This is a genomic window from Henriciella pelagia, from assembly GCF_002088945.1.
Lineage (GTDB): Bacteria > Pseudomonadota > Alphaproteobacteria > Caulobacterales > Hyphomonadaceae > Henriciella > Henriciella pelagia.
The window spans coordinates 31,887-48,977 of the sequence record NZ_NCSU01000016.1 but is presented as its reverse complement, the minus strand read 5'-3'; the positions used below and the strand labels follow the sequence as shown (position 1 = coordinate 48,977).

Genomic DNA, 17,091 nt, shown 5'->3' with positions numbered 1-17,091 from the left:
GAGGCAGACATGGAGATGCTCACCTTCCTGATCCCGGTTGCAATCCTGCTCGGCCTGACGGGGCTCGGCGCTTTCATCTGGGCGGTGAGGACCGGTCAGTTCGACGATCCGCAGGGCGATGCGGCGCGCATTCTAACCGATAACGAAGACCGGCCCCTGCCTGACCGGCATTAGACGGTCTCGTGTCAGGGGCATCCGATGGCGTGGGCAAGGCCATTGCGGTGGATTTCGCTGGTGCCGGAATAGATGGTTGCCGCTCGTGTCGAGAGATATTGCGTCTGGGCGAGGGGGTGGTTTGGTTGGGCCGCAAGGCCGATTTCGGAGATCTGCTGACGCAGTTCGGTCGCCCGCAGCTTGATGAGGGAGGCGCGCGACGCTGGTTTCAGGAATGGATGGCCAGATGCCAGCCGGCCTTCCAGCGCCTCGAATGCCTGAATGTCGGCGTCGAGCCTGGCGAGCCGGGACAGGAGCGCCTCGTCCGGAATATCGAGCGCAAGAACGTGCCGTTTTGCCGAGCGCCAGGCGGCGCGCAGGACACCGGTCGTGGTGTTGTTGGAGCGGGCTATTTCCATTAGCTTGCGGGCGGCTTTCCAGCCCTCGCCGATAGCGGCAATCCTGTCGCGAGCGGGCGTGCGGACATTGTCGAAGAAGACTTCGCTCACTTCGGCAGATCCGTCGATACACCTGATCGGCTGTACCTTGATACCGGGCAAGGAGAGATCCACGAGAAGGAAGACGATGCCATCGCGGCCGGAGGAATTGCGGTCGCTGCGGGCCAGGAGAAACATGTGCGTGGCTGTCTGCGCAAAGCTGGTCCAGAGCTTCGTGCCGTTGAGTATGAAATCGTCTGCATCCAGCTCCGCTTTGAGGGCGAGCGCTGTGAGGTCGGAACCGGCCTGTGGTTCGGAAAATCCCTGGCACCACTCATGGCGACCAGACAGGATTGCGGGCAGGTAGCGATGCTTCTGTTCCGGCGTTCCCATGGACATGATCAGCGGGCCGATCGTGCGGATGCCGGACGACATCAGGACGGGCGCGTCATTGTCGGCGCAGGCGCGTTCGAAGTAGAGGCGCTGTTCGACCGTCCAGCCGGGGCCGCCATGCTCGACCGGCCAGGAGGGAGCAAGCCAGCCCTTGCGACGCAGCCGCTCGCGCCAGACCTTGCAGGCGGCGGGGTCTGATTTCAGGCCGGTGGTCCGACGCCCGGCATCTCGAAGGTCTTCGGTGAGGTCACGCGCCAGAAAATCATCTACCTCGAACGCAAAGTCGCGCATTGGTACCGGGGCCTCGTTAGCCGGCTCACGCTCAAGAGCAAATCTGGTTGCGCCCTGCATTGTACGTCTCTTTCCCTCTCGCTTTCGGGCAGGGTGCAATTGCGGGTCAGGGCAGCCAATCGGGACAATTACCTAGTGACCAGGCTGTTGCGCTGACGATGTTGGCGAGCGTAGGGAGCGCGAACATTGTCGAAAAACCGGGCGACTGTCTGGCGGAGAGGAAGTCTGCTCAGGCGCTGATGGGGCAATTTGCTTCACGCAGGAGCGTCCGTGCAAATGCGGCGCTGCCCGGACTGGCTACACCCTCATTGCCTCAAGCGTTTCACCCAGGCGCTTGAATACAAGAGTCGGCGATACTTCCGCAGCCGCTTCATTTCGGATGTCACTCGGCGTCCTGCCTGTCGCTCGCTTGATGAACCTGCGAAAACTCCGGGCATCAGCATAGCCAAGCTCTGCGGCGACGGCTTCAATGCACCAATGCTGGTTGCGCAGGAGCGCCATTGCGGCCTGCAGGAGCATGCGCTCGCGATACGCCCGGAAGTTCTGACCAGTCTGTGCCATACGGCGCCGGTAGGTCGATGGCGCAATGTCTTCCTCCGCTGCGAGTTTCTGGACCCGCAAGTCGAGATTCGAAGCGCCGTCGCTCAACGTCGCAGGGTCTTCGAGTTCGGTCAGACGAAGCGCAGTGTGCAGAGGATGCCAGAAGAACTCGTTCACATTGGAGCGCGGTGGGCGACAGGACAGGAGCTCGCGTGGAAAGGCAAAACCTGCGGTGCCGCCCAGGCGAACGGGGCAGCCGATGGCGTAGTGACGCGCACCGAGATTTATATGCTGTGCATCACGTGTGACGAGCCAGCTCACCGGAAGAGGCTGCTGCAGGTACGAACTGAGGCCAAGGAAGAAATAGATCAGCTGTATGTCTTCCTGCAGGCAACCAGCATCGCTGTTCTCATCTGCGCAAATAGCGAGAAAGGCGTACGGTCCGTCGGTCGCAAGCTTAATCTGCAGGCAGCGCGAAGCCATCTGGTAAAAGCGGGAGACGGCGTTCAATCCGTCTTCGAGGTTCGTGCTACCGAACAATATGCGGAAGGCAAGAGGACCGGTGTCCGGCTCCAGTCGGTGACGGAGCATCATGTGGGTGGAGTCGTTGGTCTGTTGAACCAGCACGGCTTGAAAAAGCGTCATCTGCAAACTGGATATGCGGTCGCGATCATCGCCGAATTTGGGCGAGATCAGCGAACGGTCAAACACCTCATCAAGGCAGACGCCATTGGAAACGGCACGCGCGGCCTGACGGCAGGCCCAGGACAGGGGAATCTGTTGCCCCAGCATCTGGCTTGTTCCTCTCTTCTTGGTCTCTTCTTTTCGCGCCATTGTTGGCTGCAATCCGGTTTGCCGCAAGCGCTGGGCGCTTGGACTGCCGGCAAAAAAGCCTGAGCGAGCGAATCTGTCCCCCATTTGCGCGCCTCAGGCGGGCCTTCGGTCCTTCGTCGAGACAGGCCTTCCGACTATCACTCGCGCCAATCACATAAATAAATGAGGGAGAGAAACAGTGAAAAAGTACAAGAGAGCCTGCCTGCTGGCAGGAACGGCAGCGACACTCATGACGGTCTGGAGCGCCGCTCACGCCCAGACAGGAGAAGATGCTCCGGAGGCTGAAACCCGACGGCTCAACCAGGTTGTCGTGACGGCACTGCGCCGTGAGGAGACCCTGAAGGATACGCCGATCGCCGTATCGGCCTATGACGGCGAACAGCTTGGCAGGGAGCGGGTCGAGGACTTTGCAGATATTGCCCTGCAAAGCCCGAACGTGCAGTTCGGGGCGAATGGCGGGAACACCAATATCGCGATCCGTGGTATCGGCACCAATCTCCAGACTGCCGGCAATGATCCCGGCGTGGCTTTCAACCTCGATGGCATCTACGTCGCAGATCCGGCGCTGGCGCTCTCGACACTCCTCGATGTCAAACGCGTGGAAGTCCTGCGGGGGCCGCAAGGGACCCTCTTTGGCCGAAACGCCACGGGCGGTGCCGTCAACGTCATCTCCAACACGCCGACCACAACTGCATCTTACGGGTTCAACACATCTGTCAGCGCGCCGCTGGGGGTGCAGGCTGATGCATTTGCGAGCGGGCCTCTGGTCGACAGTGGAAAACTCCTTGGCCGGATCGCCGTGCAGAAAATCTACCGCGAAGGCGATGTCGAGAACACCGCCTTCACCGGCCCGGACCACCTCAACGATCAGGACAGCCTCTCGGCCCGCGCCCAGCTGGAATGGCGGCCAACCTCGACGCTGAGCGCGCGCCTGCAAGCCGATTACCAGGACGCCGATACAGCAGGTCCTGCCTATTATCTCGCAGGAACTCCAAATACGGGGCTGGGCCTGCCTGCACAGCTGGCATCCACCTTTATTGGTGGACTGGACGATGATGAAATAGCGGTAACCGCCGGCAGTTCGAAACTGATGCAGCGAAATCTGGCCTTGTTCGTCGATTGGGATCTTGGCCCCGGCTCGCTCCGCGCAACGCTTTCAACGCGGCATTCAGAGAATGATCGGTTCTATGACGGCGATGGCACCGAAGTCGAGTATACCTCGACGCGGGTCGATCAGTCCCGCGATACCGACTTTTTCGAGCTCCTCTACAGTTCGGATGGGGACGGTCCGTTCTCCTATATTCTCGGCGCAAACTATATAAACGACCAGCAGGTCCAGATTGTTGAAGTGCCTGTGCTCTTCTTTCCAGCGCCGGTCATTCTGACAGGAGACGTCGACACCGAAGCCTATGCGGTGTTCGGACGCGCAACTTATGAAGTGACAGACTACTGGAGCGTCTTCGGCGGGGCCCGCTACTCCAGCGACCGCAAATCCATGGACGAATCCAACAACTTCATCGGCACCGATTCAAAGCGCGATGAGTGGTCGAAACCGACTTACGAGATCGGCACCAGCCTCGACGTCGGACAAAACAGTACGGCCTATCTGAAATACGCAACCGGCTACAAAAGCGGTGGATATGCTTCAGGTTCGCTGCAGTCGGCTTTTGACCCGGAAACCAATTCCATGTGGGAGCTGGGCCTCAAGGGCACCTATCTGGACGGGACGCTAAACGCGAACCTCGCCCTGTTTCACATGGCCTATGAAGATCTGCAGGTGAACCAGGTGGTTGGGGTGTCTTCAGTGGTAACCAATGCCGCCGAAGCCACGATTAATGGCGTGGAACTGGAACTCGTCCAGCAGGTCACCCCCGAATTCAGCTTCATTTTCAACGGAGGATGGCTCGACGCCACATTCGATGAATTTCTCACCGAAGACAGCGCGAGACCGCAACTTGGACCTTTGAGCCTTGCCGGTAATGATCTGCCGAATGCGCCCGCATACACGCTGAGCTTCGGTCCGGCTTATGAACGCGACCTGTCGGGCGGCGGGCGGCTCTCACTTTCAGCGCGGTACGATTGGCGGTCGGAGGTTTACTTCTCCGAGTTCAATCTCCCGCTTGTTTCAGAAGACTCGAGTGGGCGTCTCAATGCCTTTGCAAATTACGAATTTCCGGACGGCAAGTGGCAGATTGGATTGTACGGCCGAAACCTCACCGATGAGCGAACTTATTCCAGCATGGTCGTCGCGTCGGCTGTCCTCAACTCGATTGCCATGGCCACGGCCAATCCAGGGCGCGAAGTCGGCATCCGCCTGAGCTTTCGTCACTAAACCTGCACCGGACTCAACCTGTTTCCTCCCATGCTTGATCAATGGAATACACACATGAAATTTGTCGACCTGAATGATGCGCGCCTCGCCTATGAAGTCTCTGGTGAAGGCCCACCGGTTATCTTTGTTCATGGTTTTCTCGCCAATTCGACCGGCCCTTACTACGCCGCATTCAAGCAGGAGCTTGCGAAGTCCTGCACGGTCTATGCGGTCGACATGCGCGGCCATGGCGAGACTGTCGCGGATAGCCGCTCCATCACGCTTGGCGCGTGCGCCCGGGACATTGTCGCTTTCGCTGAAGCTCTCAACTTGCAGAGGTTGCCGCTCATCGGCCATTCCATGGGCGGTTATCTGAGCATGGCCGCTGCCCGACTTGCGCCTGATCGCTTCTCGGCACTGGCTCTGCTCACCCCCGCCGGCAGCCAGGGGCAGCCAAATCCGGAGGAAGTCGTGGCGGATTTTATGGCAGCTCGCAGGGACGCTGCCCTGATGCATCAGCGATTTGGTGCCATGTTCACGTCGCCTCCGGACAGCGCTGAACTGGACATTCTCCGGCAGGCGGCGCTTCGGCTTCCTGACGAAGTTGCCGAACGCTGGATACGAGAGGAGTGGCCGAACAGCAATCAGACCGGGCAGCTTCCGGAAATCAGCCTGCCCGTCCTTTCCCTGATTGGAGCCTTGGACGTCGTCGTGCCACCAGCGCGCCAGTATGAAGACGCATTGCTGATGAAGGACGCGAAGATCGTAACCTTTTCCCGCGAAGGACACATGCTGCCATTGGAGAAGCCGGTTCAGTGCTGTCGGGAAATCATGCGCTTTTCCGTGGATCTGGGTTTGCAGCCATCCGAACACGTCTGAAATCTGGACAGCCAGGCATCTGCCAGTTCATGTCTTGTCATTGAGGATCGCGCGGATCGCGAAATCAGGTCTGGCTCTCTGTCGTGGAGATGCACAGGGGGGCTTCGATAGCCTGATGGTCATCGTCGCCTGCGAGCTTGTCTTCGAGCCCAGCTCCAACGTTGAGAGCCCGGCTCGCCAGAGCCATTGGAGCATCGAGTATTTCGACGTCTGTGTAGACTGCAACCTTCGTGATTACGCCGCCTCATCATGCGTCGGCATGACTGCCAATCCTGATCTCAAGGAAATCACGAAGGCCTGGTGCGCTGTAGTGCTCCAGCAAGTATCTCAACGAGCTGGTCCTGTGTGTATGGCTTGCGCAAGTATGCTGTCTCGGGCGGCTCGCCCGTCGGTTCTTCAGGATAGTATCCAGTCGTGATTATGACGGGCACTTCAGGCAGGATGTGTTTGACCTGTTTCGATAGTGCTCTGCCTGACATTCCGCCGGGCAAGACAAGATCTGTCAGAACGATATCGATTGCCGAGTTTTCCTTTGCGATCTCCAAAGCCTCCCGGCTATTGCGAGCGACGAGAGGTCGTGTGCCAATCTGTTTCAGCATCGACACGGTGTTTTCTCGCACCAGATCATTGTCTTCGACATACAGGACACAATAGTCGTGACCTTGAAGGTCCGGGGTTGCCGATTGGTCGATGTCGGTGTCGGACAGACGCAGCAGGATCTGGAATTCGGCCCCTCCTTCCGTTTCCCGTGCAAGCCTCAAGTCTCCACCAATCTGCCTCAGCGTGCTCAATGCGATTGTCAGTCCAAGCCCCGTTCCATCGCCGACGCCTTTCGTCGTGAATGCGGGATTGAATATTGTTTCGCGAAGGTTTTCAGGCACGCCGGGTCCATTGTCGCGGACATATAGCGCCAGATATCGCTCGTCCTCCAACTCGTAACCGTCATGTGATGGAGAAAGATCGCCAGGGCTGACGACCTCTGCCCGGATTGTAACCAGTCCGGAGCCTGTTATTGCATGACGAGCGTTTCTCAGCAGGTTTATGATCGCCGATGTCAGGACGGAGGTATCCGTCAGGCAGACCAGCCTGTCCTCGCCTGCATCAATGCGAAGGGAAGCTGAATCAGACAGGGCCGAAATAAGCAGAGGACGAATTTCTTCCAGAAACGCCCAGATTTCAACGGGGACTGGTTTTATTTTTTCTCGGCGTGAATAGCTAAGAAGCTGGTTGGTCAGTTTTGCGGCATGGTCGGCTGCGCGCTTCGCGCTTTGCAACGTTTCCTGTTGCAACGACCCGCCAGTGCGAGGGTCAGACAGTTCGTCGAGACTGCCCAGGATGACGGTGAGCATATTGTTGAAGTCATGAGCGACGGATTGAGCCAGGCTTGCTATTGCTTCAGAACGCAGCATCTGGGCTCCCTCATCCTGTTTGATCTTCAGCTCTCCGAGGTCACGGAAAATCGTGACCGCGCGCCGCCCTTTCGACGGATCTTCAAACAGGTTCGATGTCAGCTCTACAGGAACCGGAGACCCGTCCTTTCTTCGAAAAACCAGACTTCCCCAGAAATAGCCGTCCGTGCTTCGTTCTCGCAAGGCATCCGCCAGTTTTCTGTCCTGCGAGAAAAAGAGCTGAGACCTTTCAAGGCCAATCGCCTCTTCCGGCGTGTATCCCAGCATGCGGCAGGCTTGCTTGTTAATCGCCAGAATGAACGCTTCATCATCCGCCCCGCCCGTCGCCGCTGAATAAATGACCCCGTCCTGAATGTTGTCAAACAGGAACTTGTACATTGCGGACTGCTCAGCCATTCTGAGCTTCGCCTCCCGCACGTTTTCGGAGAGCAATTCTGACGCCTGAATGACGTCGTGCACATGCTGGGAGATTTGCCTCGCGAATTGGCTCAGGCTGCGCTCAACCGGGACCAGAGGGTCCGGAACCAGAGTGAGGATTGCGATCAAATGCCCTTTCCCGTTTGCAAAAGGGACGCAAAGCCCACCTTCCAGGCCTTGAGGGCAATCGGCATCAATCGACAGATCGAAAATGTTTCCTGAGCCGGCGTTCAGGTATTCAACCGCTTTGGACCGAAGCCGTGCAACCAGGCCATCCTCGGCTCTGATTGACCAGAGACATTTGGCCGGCACACCATTTTCCGCAGAAAGCTCAAAGAACGCTCCGGCTCGGCAGTCCATCTCATTCTGTTCAAGAATGTCATGGAGCTGTTGAGAAAAAGCCAATACCCCGCTTTCCGGAGGGTTGGCCTGTCTGAGCGCAAGAATGGCATTGCGGCGCTGTTGGACGGCGTGTGGCGTTGTCTCATGAGCAATCGACATCAATCCCAGAATCTGACCGTCGCGGCCTTTGATCGCGCTATAGGAGAAGTCGAAATAGCATTCTTCGGGAGCCCCGGCTTTATTCAGGGGCAACAGCATATCCCTGAAAGCGACGGGCTGCCCTGAAGACCAGATTTGCCCCAGGGATTCGCTCAGGAATTCAGATATTTCTGGCCAGCTGTCAAAGACCGGAGCGCCGAAGGATTGAGGGTGCTTGTCACCAAAAATTGGATTGTAGGCATCATTATAAATCTGAATGTTGCTTTCTCCCCAAGCCGTGCAGATTGGGAAGTCCGACGCCATGATGGTGTCGAGTACCGTCCGCATTTCCGGCGGCCAGTTGTCAATCGGCCCCAGCACAGTCTGGCCCCAATCCATTTGGTAAAGTCGGTCAGTATTCGAAAGGGTCATATGTCTCGTTCGGATTGGTCCGCCATGGGTGGGCGAAGACGCTCATGGATGCGAACCGGCCAGCCCATGCGTTGCCAGGTACGTTCATATAAGGAGCGCGACACAATCAGTATGGCGCGATATTTCGTGCTATACTATTGATAACGCGCTAGTATTTGGCGTGATTCGCAAAGTGCGATACGTTGCGCCGCACTCAAAGCCATGTCCTTAAAATCGCTTCGTGTAAAACTGCATGGCGAATCATGAAGGTGATCGTAATCCAGGTTGGCGGTGTACGAAACCTAGGTTGCTCAGTCATCGACGAGGCCGAATATTCTCGCGGGCGGGCCCCTGCCGCTACGGCTCATTCAGAATGGGAAGGAGTGGGGGGCAAGCCGTCGCCCGCCAACGTCATAGGCGAACTTTGACAAAATCGACCTGTGCTTATGATTTTGGCAAGCATTCGGAGCCAGAGCGCATTCCTGAGTTATTCAAACCTTGATGGATTGAAAGCATGCTTTGGCGGAGAAAAACAAAAACACGGCTGGCTGATGGCATCCTCAATAGGAGCACCGCAAACCGGCACGGCCCAAAACGATACTTTTCCCGTGCGGAGCGCAAGCGTGTGTGGCAGCCCTGCCAACTGATCTGGAATAAGTCTGATCGTACTTCAGCCATGTGCCTGGAAGTTTCTCAGTCTGGCGCGCGGGTTCGAAGCTTTTCCCGGCTTCCCTCCAATGAAGTGTTCAGGTTTGTTTGCCCGGGATTGGGGCTCGACACATGGGCGCAGCGCGTGCGGCAAACCGGGTCGGACCTTGCATTCAAATTCATAGAAGCTCCTGACGATTGAAGAAGTGAGGCACAAACGGGTCGCTGTTCAGTTTCGTGCGGAATACAATGGACTGGAGTTTGAACAGGCTCGCGGGCTCGGACAACCGACCGGGCCGATCTTGTAGAGTCGTGTTGATGTGACGCTGAACCGGGTTCGAAGAATTCGGTCAGAAGAATGGCCACTTGATTGTGTAGTCGGTCTCAACGTGTCGAAGACTGGAACTCGGTTCGCATCTGAAAACGCGCATTTACCTTTTTAGACCTAGTTCTAACAGAATGTATGCTTCTGAGCTCCCATAAAGCCGTCCAGTCTTTAAGCATGCCCAATAAATAGAGGGCAGGGGAGGTGGCCGGATGCAATCGTTTCATCGCGTTTGCGGAGCCGAAATATCGCAACGAGAGCAGGTTCGCATCTCAGCCCTTCGCGCCTCTTTGGCCTTGGCGCTGAACCAGTTCGATCAATGCCAAAACTATTCTCGGGACATTGAGCGAGGTCTTCTTGTGACATCAAATTTGGTGGCTCGTGCGGAGCGCGAGACGTCTGCCCCGACCGAGGCTGCCCAAATTCAACGCCGAATGGGAATGTAGCTTTGCGCAACACGTCCAACGACAACGGAGCCGCGGCCTCATGCCGAACTGGAAAATAAACAAGACGGCAGAAGAGCTATTTGAGCTTCCTCTTTCGAGCGAAGCAGAGCGGATGCAGAAACTGCATGGTCTCAACATACTGGGGCGGCAGGCGAGCCCCCAGGTGAGCGACCTTGTCGAATGTACGGCTCGTTTTTTTCGTACACCGGTGGGCTTCTTTTCCGTCCTCGATGAGGACACCCAGCATCTCTATTCGAGGTTTGGGGTTTCCCTTAAGCAAACGCCGCGGGATATCGCATTCTGCGACCATACGATAAAAGCCAGAACGCCAATGATTATTGATAATGCTGCGGAGGATGAGCGCTTCCGGCATAATCCACTGGTCACGCAGGCGCCGTCTATCCGCTTTTACGCAGGTGCCCCTGTCATCATCGACAACTGGTTTGCGATTGGAAGCCTCTGCATCGTCGACACCAAGCCACGCTCTTTAACGCCAAACAATGTCAGGATGCTCGGCCACTTTGCGTCGATCCTGTCCGTCATCCTGGAGCACGAGTTTCAGCTCCCCAATCGCTTGCTGGATGGCATGAGACACGTGCGGGGGAAGGTGGATTGACATGTCGCTGAACAAATTTCTGACGGAAGTCACAATACCTTGCGTGACCATTGGCGAAGATGGCCGGATCGCAACGGCAAACCAGCAATTTCTGGATTTACTTGGGCTGCACCGCGTCACCGGACGGAAATATGCAGATCTGCTGAAATGCAACGAGAAGTCGCGCTGGACCCAGCTTCTGCCCCAGATACTGCAAGGTGAAGACAGCATCGAGGATCATGTGCTCCTGGGTGTAATCGCCTCCGTCATAAAATTCGTCAAACATACCGCCAGTGATGGACGCTCGCATGCCATGGGATTTGTCCTGATCTCGAACAGGATCGAAGATCCGGTGCGAGAGGCGGGGCTTTTTCCGGACGTCCATGATGGCCGGGTGCTGCTACATGGGATTTCTAGCAAACATTTGCGCATGCAGGCGACGATTGAGCGCCTGGAGCAGAAGTTGCGAATTGCACAAAAGCACGCCGAGACTGACCCGACAACCGGCCTTAACAACAGGGCCGGCCTGAAGGGGGCGCTTCAGAAGAAGCTTCAGATTCAGCGCGCAGAAAGCGCGTTCATTTATCTGGCTGCGATTGATCTGGATGATTTTAAAGCTGTGAATGATCATTTCGGGCACGAGATGGGCGACGAACTTCTACGCGTCGTGGGAAAACGCCTCTCTTCATCGGATCATGTCTTCAGCGCCGCACGAATTGGTGGTGACGAGTTTGCGATTCTTGTCGACGCTGAAAGCCATGACCCCCAACACTTGTGGGACACTATTGGGCGTATCGTGGATGGGTTATGGTCGCCCGTGCGCATTGGGGACGTGGAGATCAAGGTTTCTGGTTCAATCGGCGTGTCCCGCATTACCAATGGTCCGTTCGCGCTCGACGAGCATCTCAGAGAGGCGGACTTGGCATTGCTTGCCGCGAAGAGGAACGGAAAGAACAGAGTGCAGTTTTTTGATTTGGCACTCGCCACCAAAATTGAGCGCCGCCACTCGCTCGAACGGGATTTGCGCAAGGCTATAAGAGGCAAGCTTCTGACCACTTGCTACCAGCCCGTGATTTCTGGACGTGCCCCGGACTTCATTGGGGTCGAGGTGTTGGCGCGGTGGCGTCATGAGGTCTACGGCAATATTTCGCCGGTGGAATTTATTGCAATCGCTGACGAGATTGGTGTGCTTCCACAGCTCGATCTGATGATCGTTGAGCAGGCGTGCGCAGAATTAAGATATCTGGTCGAGCGAGACGAGATCAAATTCGTGTCCTTCAACGTGTCGCCTGGTGAGTTGCAAGCGGACGAGTACATCCGTCGCTTTGTCGATATCATCGAGAGATCAGGAATTTCTCCGTCGAGAATTTGCGTTGAAATTACCGAAGAGAGCATGGTCGACAATTTCGACCTGGCCCAGAACGCGATCCTGAAACTCAAGGAGTTTGGTGTCATTGTTGCAATTGATGACTATGGGACCGGATATTCAAACTTGCGCGCACTGCTCGATCTGCCAGTGGACGTTATCAAGATCGATCGATCCCTCATCTCAGACATCGCCAACAATGAGCGCGCGATGCAGGCGGCCCTGTCCATTGTGCACCTGGGGCGCGTGTTCGCGGCAGATATTGTTGTCGAAGGCATAGAAAACGCAGAACAGGCAGCGATATGCAAGGCGCTCGGCAGTCACTACTTTCAGGGTTATGCGATTAGTGCTCCGCTCGCCCTGGAGAATCTTGATAACTGGTTGGCGTGCAATATTCGCAGCGGCTCTTTGGCAACAAATCTGCCACTCCAATCAATTGCGGGAAGCCAATTGAAGCTGGTTGGCTAGTATCCCCTAACAGTTCTGAGCAATGAAGATTTTATTAGTTGATGATGAGGAGAGCCTGCTGCGGACCGTTCAGCTTGGTTGGCCTGAGCCAGACGATGAGATCGTGACGGCCAGATCGTTCGAAGAGGCAAAACGTTCCCTGTTGCCCGGTCGCGCCGGTGATTTCGATTGCATAATTCTCGACCTGCAATTGCCCGATGCAAGCGGAACGACGATCCTTTCAGAGGTGCGCAAAAGGACCGACACGCCTGTCATCATGCTGTCCGCCTGGGGAGATACCCAGTTCAGGGCCGATACGCTGATGAGCGGTGCGGATGATTATATCATGAAGCCTGTTGGCATTCGCGAACTTCATGCGCGGACGCTGAAGGCCGCCTTGCTGCATCGCAAGCGATCATCACCAAAGCCTTCTGTCATTGCGATCGGAAATTGCGAATTCCACGTGCAGGCCCAGTTGCTCAAAGGGGAAACCCATACAACCAAGCTGACGGGCGCAGAAGCAAGCCTTCTGGAGGAACTGGCTCTGGCGAATGGCGAACCCGTCCTTCGCACAGACTTGTATCTGAAAGTGTTTCAACGAGAGGCCCAATTCGGCGACAAGTCACTGGAAACCTATGTGAGCCGCTTGAGACGCTTGCTGAATGAGCACACCGAAGACGGAGCGGCTGCAATTCGGACCATTCGTGGTGTAGGATACAGATTGGTCGCCTAGGGGCTTTGTCCTGGGCTTGGTCATCATGCGGGACGACGTTCCAGCGCGGCCCAGATCTTCTCCACCAGATCCTGTTTGCGATATGGTTTGCCAAGCAAGAGAATTTTGTCGTCGACCTTCTCACTGAGTATGGTGGCATTCTCAGTATAGCCGGTCGTGTAGATGGTCCTGACTTCAGGACGCACGGCACGCACAGCTTCGGATATCTGGACGCCATCCATGCCCCCCGGCAGGACAACATCGGTGAAAAGCAGTGAAATGTCCGGATGTCTGCTCAGCTGCTCGAGAGCTTCCGGTCCATTCGCCGCGGCGACAACCTTCATGCCCAGATCGTTCATGAGACGTTTGACATGAGCCATCACGAATTCATTGTCTTCGACAACCAGCACCTTCAATTCAGGCAGAGCCGCACGCTCACGGCGGGCAGGCTTGACGACCTTGGCTGTCCTGTCTGCACTTTGCGGAAAGAAGAGCCTTACCGTTGTTCCTTGTCCGGGATCTGAGTGAATGGCGACATCGCCGCCTGACTGCCTGACGAAACCGTAGACCATGCTCAGGCCGAGGCCAGAGCCAACGCCGGCATTCTTTGTGGTGAAAAAGGGCTCGAATGCCCTGTCCCTTACCTCGGGAGCCATTCCGGAGCCATTATCCCTGACCGCGACCATGACATATGCGCCCGGTTCGATCTCGGGCATGGTTTCCGCGAAGCTGTCGTCAACATCGACATTCTTCGTCTGTATGTGAAGCTGCCCACCATTGGCCATCGCATCCTTTGCGTTCAGGCACAGGTTCAACAGCGCCGTGTCGAACTGGGAGCGGTCAACCGCAGCGATGCCGATGTCAGGGTGCAGATCAAGATCGATCGAAATCGACTCCGGAAGCGAATGCCGCAAGAGGGGCAGGTTATCCTCCAGCCACTCATTAAGGTTAGCGGGGGCAGGTGCCAGCGCCTGCCGACGCGCAAATGCGAGAAGTCTCATGACCAGGTCTGAACCTCTCCGGGACGCGGCAAGAGAAAGGGATGCCATTTCCCGCAGCGGGCCGTCAGGCAAGCGATTGTAGAGCGACTCACTGTTGCCAAGGACGACTGTGAGCAGATTGTTGAAATCGTGTGCGATCCCGCCGGTTAGCTGGCCAAGAGATTCCAGGCGCTCGGATTCGCGAAGCCTGTTTTCAAGTCCCTTGCGCTCGGTAATGTCGCGCTCGATCGCGATAAAATGGGTGAACTCGCCCCCTCCGATCGCAACCGGAACAATGTCAACTTCGAGCCAGAGAGGCGTTCCCTGCTTTGTATAATTGATCAATTGCGCCTGGACCGGCTGCCGCGCGGCAATGGCATTCCGAATCCTGTCCAGCTCTGTGCGCTGGGTTTCAGCACCTTGCAGAAAACGGGGCGTCTTGCCGATCGCTTCCTCGATTGAGTAGCCGGTCTTGCGCTCGAAGGCCTCGTTCACAAAAACGATGCGAGGGCCGTCCGGATCGTCTATGGGGCCGGCCTCCGTGATCAGGATGATGTCGTTCACACGAGACATGCATTCGCTGAGCAGCCACATCTGCGATGATTGCTCAACCATTTCAGTGACGTTCTGGATGATACCGGTCAATGCACGGCCATTCGCAGTCTCCACCACCTGACCCTTGCCCCGCAGATGGATAATCTCACCGTCCGGACCGATGATGCGATACTGGAATTCGTATTGATCGTTGTCGCTGTTTAGAAAATTCTCAAATGCGGTAACTTCCCGACTTCTGTCGTCCGGATGCAGGAGGGGGATGAACGCGTCAAAATCCTGCGGGATGTCTTCAGCCCGCATGCCGGTTATGCTTTCTATATCGTCTGGCCAGCTGATACGTCTGGTTTCGCAGTCAATTTTCCAGGGCCCCACTTTAAGCAGGCTTTGAGCTGTGCGAAGGGCTGCGTCCTGATCCTGGAGTCGCATCTTCGCCCGGACGAGGTCGCTCACGTCGGTGGCGGAAACAATCTCTGCCCTGCGGCCCTCATAAATCGTCTCGTATGATGTGATCCGGACATGAATCAGCTCGCCGGATTTCTTGACATGACGCCAGATGCCGGCCTCATCGCGTCCGCCTGCGACTTTTGCGATATTCTCCATGAGATTGCGGACATCTTCCTTTGGACGGATATCGGCAATCGTCATTCGAAGAAACTCTGCTTCAGAGTATCCGTAATGTGTGATCGCAGCGTGATTGACCGCCAGGAAGCTCAGGCTTTCGAGGTCATACACCCACATTGGCTCCGGATGATTCCGGAAGAACGCATCAAGGACTGGCATTTGTGTCTCTAAAACCGCTCGACGCTTGTCGTTTTCGTTGTTTGTGCCGCAAGCGCGCGGTCCCCACCCACATGCCTGACTCACAACATATATATTGATGTGAGTTATACGACTCGTTTTGACCTTTTTAGACTTTCCAGTTTCTGACAACAAGCCGGAGGGGCTCTGGTCACCGGCCCGAATAGACCCACCCGACGCCCCTCACTTTTGTAGCGGGCCGGATCATGGGCTGGAAGCATAAATCAAATAACTTGCAGGGGCGTTCGCCCCGTGTGCCGTGGCGTTCTGAAAATGGCCTGTTTATCCACGCTCAAATTGCTAGACTCTGTGCTAATTGAAGCGGAATCCGCTCAGCAAATCTGCGGCGAGTGAAATGACCATGGTCGAGACCATCTCATCAGGCAAACTCCATTCATTCTTGTTGTGGACGGGTATGGCCATTGTGTTTTCGCAGGCGGGAAAGGCGCAACACCAACTGCCGCTTGCAGATCATTCATCGGAGCTTTGCAGGTCTCAGCTTGTATCGCCTCGCGTAAAACTCACTGGCGGCACATTCTTGATGGGCAGCAATGAGGGCTACGCGGAGGAAGCACCCGCCCAGATGAAGACGGTCGGTCCGTTCGAGATCGATGCGACGGAAGTCAGCAATCGGCGATTTGCCGAATTTGTCGAAGCGACGGACTACAAGTCCGTTGCCGAACGCGAACCCTCATCTGATCTTCATCCTGATATTCCAGAAGCGCTGCTGATTCCGGGATCGGCCGTGTTCCTGGTGCCTTCGAAATTGATGCGGAACTGGTGGCAATTCATTCCAGGCGCATCCTGGCGCCATCCTGAAGGGCCAGGCTCATCGCTGGATGGTCGTTGGGACCATCCTGTCGTTCACATTGCCTATGCCGATGCCAAAGCCTTCGCTGACTGGGCAGGAGGTCGCCTTCCCACCGAAGCGGAATGGGAATTTGCCGCGCGCGGTGGCTTGTCCGGCGCAACTTATGAATGGGGTAACACCGTTCCTGATGCGGGTGCCTACCGCGCGAATATCTGGCAGGGCGTATTCCCCATCGAGAATTCAGAGGCTGACGGATTTGACCGCAGTTCGCCAGTCGGCTGTTACCCACCCAATGGATACGGACTTCATGACATGACAGGTAATGTCTGGGAGTGGGTCGCAGATGCGAGCATCGAGCAGAATAGAGGGCTGCTGAAAGGCGGTTCATTTCTGTGCTCGGACACTTACTGCCAACGCTATCGGCCGGCAGCCAAACAGATTCAGCAACTCGACTTCTCCGCGAGCCATATCGGTTTCCGGGTTGCATATGATGTTGATTGAAAACTGGTCGGCGCCGCGCGCCTCCTCCCTGGGGCAGACAGATGATGAGCACGGCAATTGTTTCAGGAAATCGTGTTGCGCGAACTCCATGACTGCTGCTTTCGGGCAAGGAACCCCTTGAATTCGCAGTTCTGATATAGCCGCCGATGTGCGCGCCGCGCTACGCGAATATGTGCTTCAATTCCGAGCATCATGACCAATGCCGGCGTGCCCTGTATGCCATAGGCGGTCAATGTCTTCGGCGGCCCGCCATCCACGCCCGGTGCGTCGATGGCAACGGGATAACCGATGCGATACTCTTCGAGAGGTGGGTTTGACATCAGGGCGCCTCGACCGTTGCCGCGGGCGGGGC

12 protein-coding genes are annotated in these 17,091 nt (G+C 56.4%); 7 read left to right on the top strand and 5 right to left on the bottom strand.

What is annotated here, in order from left to right; all coding sequences use genetic code 11:
• The first annotated feature begins 9 nt into the window (after positions 1–9).
• Positions 10–174 carry a cbb3-type cytochrome oxidase assembly protein CcoS gene (gene ccoS / locus B8746_RS16395; RefSeq protein WP_084394794.1) on the top strand — a complete coding sequence of 55 codons (165 nt, stop codon included), beginning with the start codon at positions 10–12 and terminating at the stop codon, positions 172–174.
• Positions 175–185: 11 nt separating this feature from the next.
• On the opposite strand, the gene B8746_RS16390 is transcribed toward ccoS, so the two are convergent.
• Both B8746_RS16390 and B8746_RS16385 read right to left on the bottom strand, forming a co-directional pair.
• The gene (locus tag B8746_RS16390) at positions 186–1,334 is read right to left on the bottom strand and encodes an acyl-CoA dehydrogenase family protein (RefSeq protein ID WP_233124436.1); all 1,149 of its coding nucleotides are present in this window, start codon (positions 1,332–1,334) and stop codon (positions 186–188) included.
• A 237-nt stretch (positions 1,335–1,571) separates the two neighbouring features.
• Positions 1,572–2,648: a helix-turn-helix domain-containing protein gene (locus B8746_RS16385; RefSeq protein ID WP_158084678.1), complete on the bottom strand. Its 1,077-nt coding sequence runs from the start codon at positions 2,646–2,648 to the stop codon at positions 1,572–1,574.
• A 178-nt stretch (positions 2,649–2,826) separates the two neighbouring features.
• Here B8746_RS16385 and B8746_RS16380 point away from each other — a divergent pair, with 178 nt between their 5' ends.
• Complete coding sequence (locus tag B8746_RS16380; RefSeq protein ID WP_084394791.1) at positions 2,827–4,980, top strand: TonB-dependent receptor; 2,154 nt, start codon at positions 2,827–2,829, stop codon at positions 4,978–4,980.
• Between the two features lie 54 nt (positions 4,981–5,034).
• A complete protein-coding gene (locus B8746_RS16375; protein ID WP_158084677.1) occupies positions 5,035–5,838 on the top strand; it encodes an alpha/beta fold hydrolase in 804 nt (267 codons plus the stop codon).
• Positions 5,839–6,125: 287 nt separating this feature from the next.
• Here B8746_RS16375 and B8746_RS16370 read toward each other — a convergent pair whose 3' ends face one another.
• On the bottom strand, positions 6,126–8,258 hold the full coding sequence (locus B8746_RS16370; protein WP_332882119.1) for an ATP-binding response regulator: 2,133 nt from the start codon (positions 8,256–8,258) through the stop codon (positions 6,126–6,128).
• Positions 8,259–10,014: 1,756 nt separating this feature from the next.
• Between B8746_RS16370 and B8746_RS16365 the strand changes: the two genes are divergently transcribed.
• Genes B8746_RS16365 through B8746_RS16355 form a run of 3 tightly spaced genes read left to right on the top strand, consistent with a single transcriptional unit; the run spans position 10,015 to position 13,115 of the window.
• Positions 10,015–10,590, top strand: coding sequence for a GAF domain-containing protein (locus tag B8746_RS16365; protein ID WP_084394788.1), 576 nt, complete (start codon positions 10,015–10,017; stop codon positions 10,588–10,590).
• Position 10,591: 1 nt separating this feature from the next.
• Complete coding sequence (locus tag B8746_RS16360) at positions 10,592–12,403, top strand: putative bifunctional diguanylate cyclase/phosphodiesterase (protein ID WP_084394787.1); 1,812 nt, start codon at positions 10,592–10,594, stop codon at positions 12,401–12,403.
• Between the two features lie 22 nt (positions 12,404–12,425).
• Complete coding sequence (locus B8746_RS16355) at positions 12,426–13,115, top strand: response regulator transcription factor (protein ID WP_084394786.1); 690 nt, start codon at positions 12,426–12,428, stop codon at positions 13,113–13,115.
• A gap of 23 nt (positions 13,116–13,138) precedes the next feature.
• On the opposite strand, the gene B8746_RS16350 is transcribed toward B8746_RS16355, so the two are convergent.
• Positions 13,139–15,409 carry a PAS domain-containing hybrid sensor histidine kinase/response regulator gene (locus B8746_RS16350; RefSeq protein WP_084394785.1) on the bottom strand — a complete coding sequence of 757 codons (2,271 nt, stop codon included), beginning with the start codon at positions 15,407–15,409 and terminating at the stop codon, positions 13,139–13,141.
• Between the two features lie 433 nt (positions 15,410–15,842).
• Between B8746_RS16350 and B8746_RS16345 the strand changes: the two genes are divergently transcribed.
• On the top strand, positions 15,843–16,739 hold the full coding sequence (locus B8746_RS16345; RefSeq protein WP_084394882.1) for a formylglycine-generating enzyme family protein: 897 nt from the start codon (positions 15,843–15,845) through the stop codon (positions 16,737–16,739).
• A 62-nt stretch (positions 16,740–16,801) separates the two neighbouring features.
• Here B8746_RS16345 and B8746_RS16340 read toward each other — a convergent pair whose 3' ends face one another.
• Positions 16,802–17,059, bottom strand: coding sequence for a hypothetical protein (locus B8746_RS16340; RefSeq protein ID WP_084394784.1), 258 nt, complete (start codon positions 17,057–17,059; stop codon positions 16,802–16,804).
• Positions 17,060–17,091: the final 32 nt, after the last annotated feature.

What these genes read in the sequence shown, in the direction of transcription:
- ccoS (WP_084394794.1), top strand. Translation starts at nt 10, where the DNA reads ATGGAGATGCTCACCTTCCTGATCCCGGTTGCAATCCTGCTCGGCCTG.
- B8746_RS16390 (WP_233124436.1), bottom strand. Translation starts at nt 1,334, where the DNA reads ATGCAGGGCGCAACCAGATTTGCTCTTGAGCGTGAGCCGGCTAACGAG.
- B8746_RS16385 (WP_158084678.1), bottom strand. Translation starts at nt 2,648, where the DNA reads ATGGCGCGAAAAGAAGAGACCAAGAAGAGAGGAACAAGCCAGATGCTG.
- B8746_RS16375 (WP_158084677.1), top strand. Translation starts at nt 5,035, where the DNA reads ATGAAATTTGTCGACCTGAATGATGCGCGCCTCGCCTATGAAGTCTCT.
- B8746_RS16365 (WP_084394788.1), top strand. Translation starts at nt 10,015, where the DNA reads ATGCCGAACTGGAAAATAAACAAGACGGCAGAAGAGCTATTTGAGCTT.
- B8746_RS16360 (WP_084394787.1), top strand. Translation starts at nt 10,592, where the DNA reads ATGTCGCTGAACAAATTTCTGACGGAAGTCACAATACCTTGCGTGACC.
- B8746_RS16355 (WP_084394786.1), top strand. Translation starts at nt 12,426, where the DNA reads ATGAAGATTTTATTAGTTGATGATGAGGAGAGCCTGCTGCGGACCGTT.
- B8746_RS16350 (WP_084394785.1), bottom strand. Translation starts at nt 15,409, where the DNA reads ATGCCAGTCCTTGATGCGTTCTTCCGGAATCATCCGGAGCCAATGTGG.
- B8746_RS16345 (WP_084394882.1), top strand. Translation starts at nt 15,843, where the DNA reads ATGGCCATTGTGTTTTCGCAGGCGGGAAAGGCGCAACACCAACTGCCG.
- B8746_RS16340 (WP_084394784.1), bottom strand. Translation starts at nt 17,059, where the DNA reads ATGTCAAACCCACCTCTCGAAGAGTATCGCATCGGTTATCCCGTTGCC.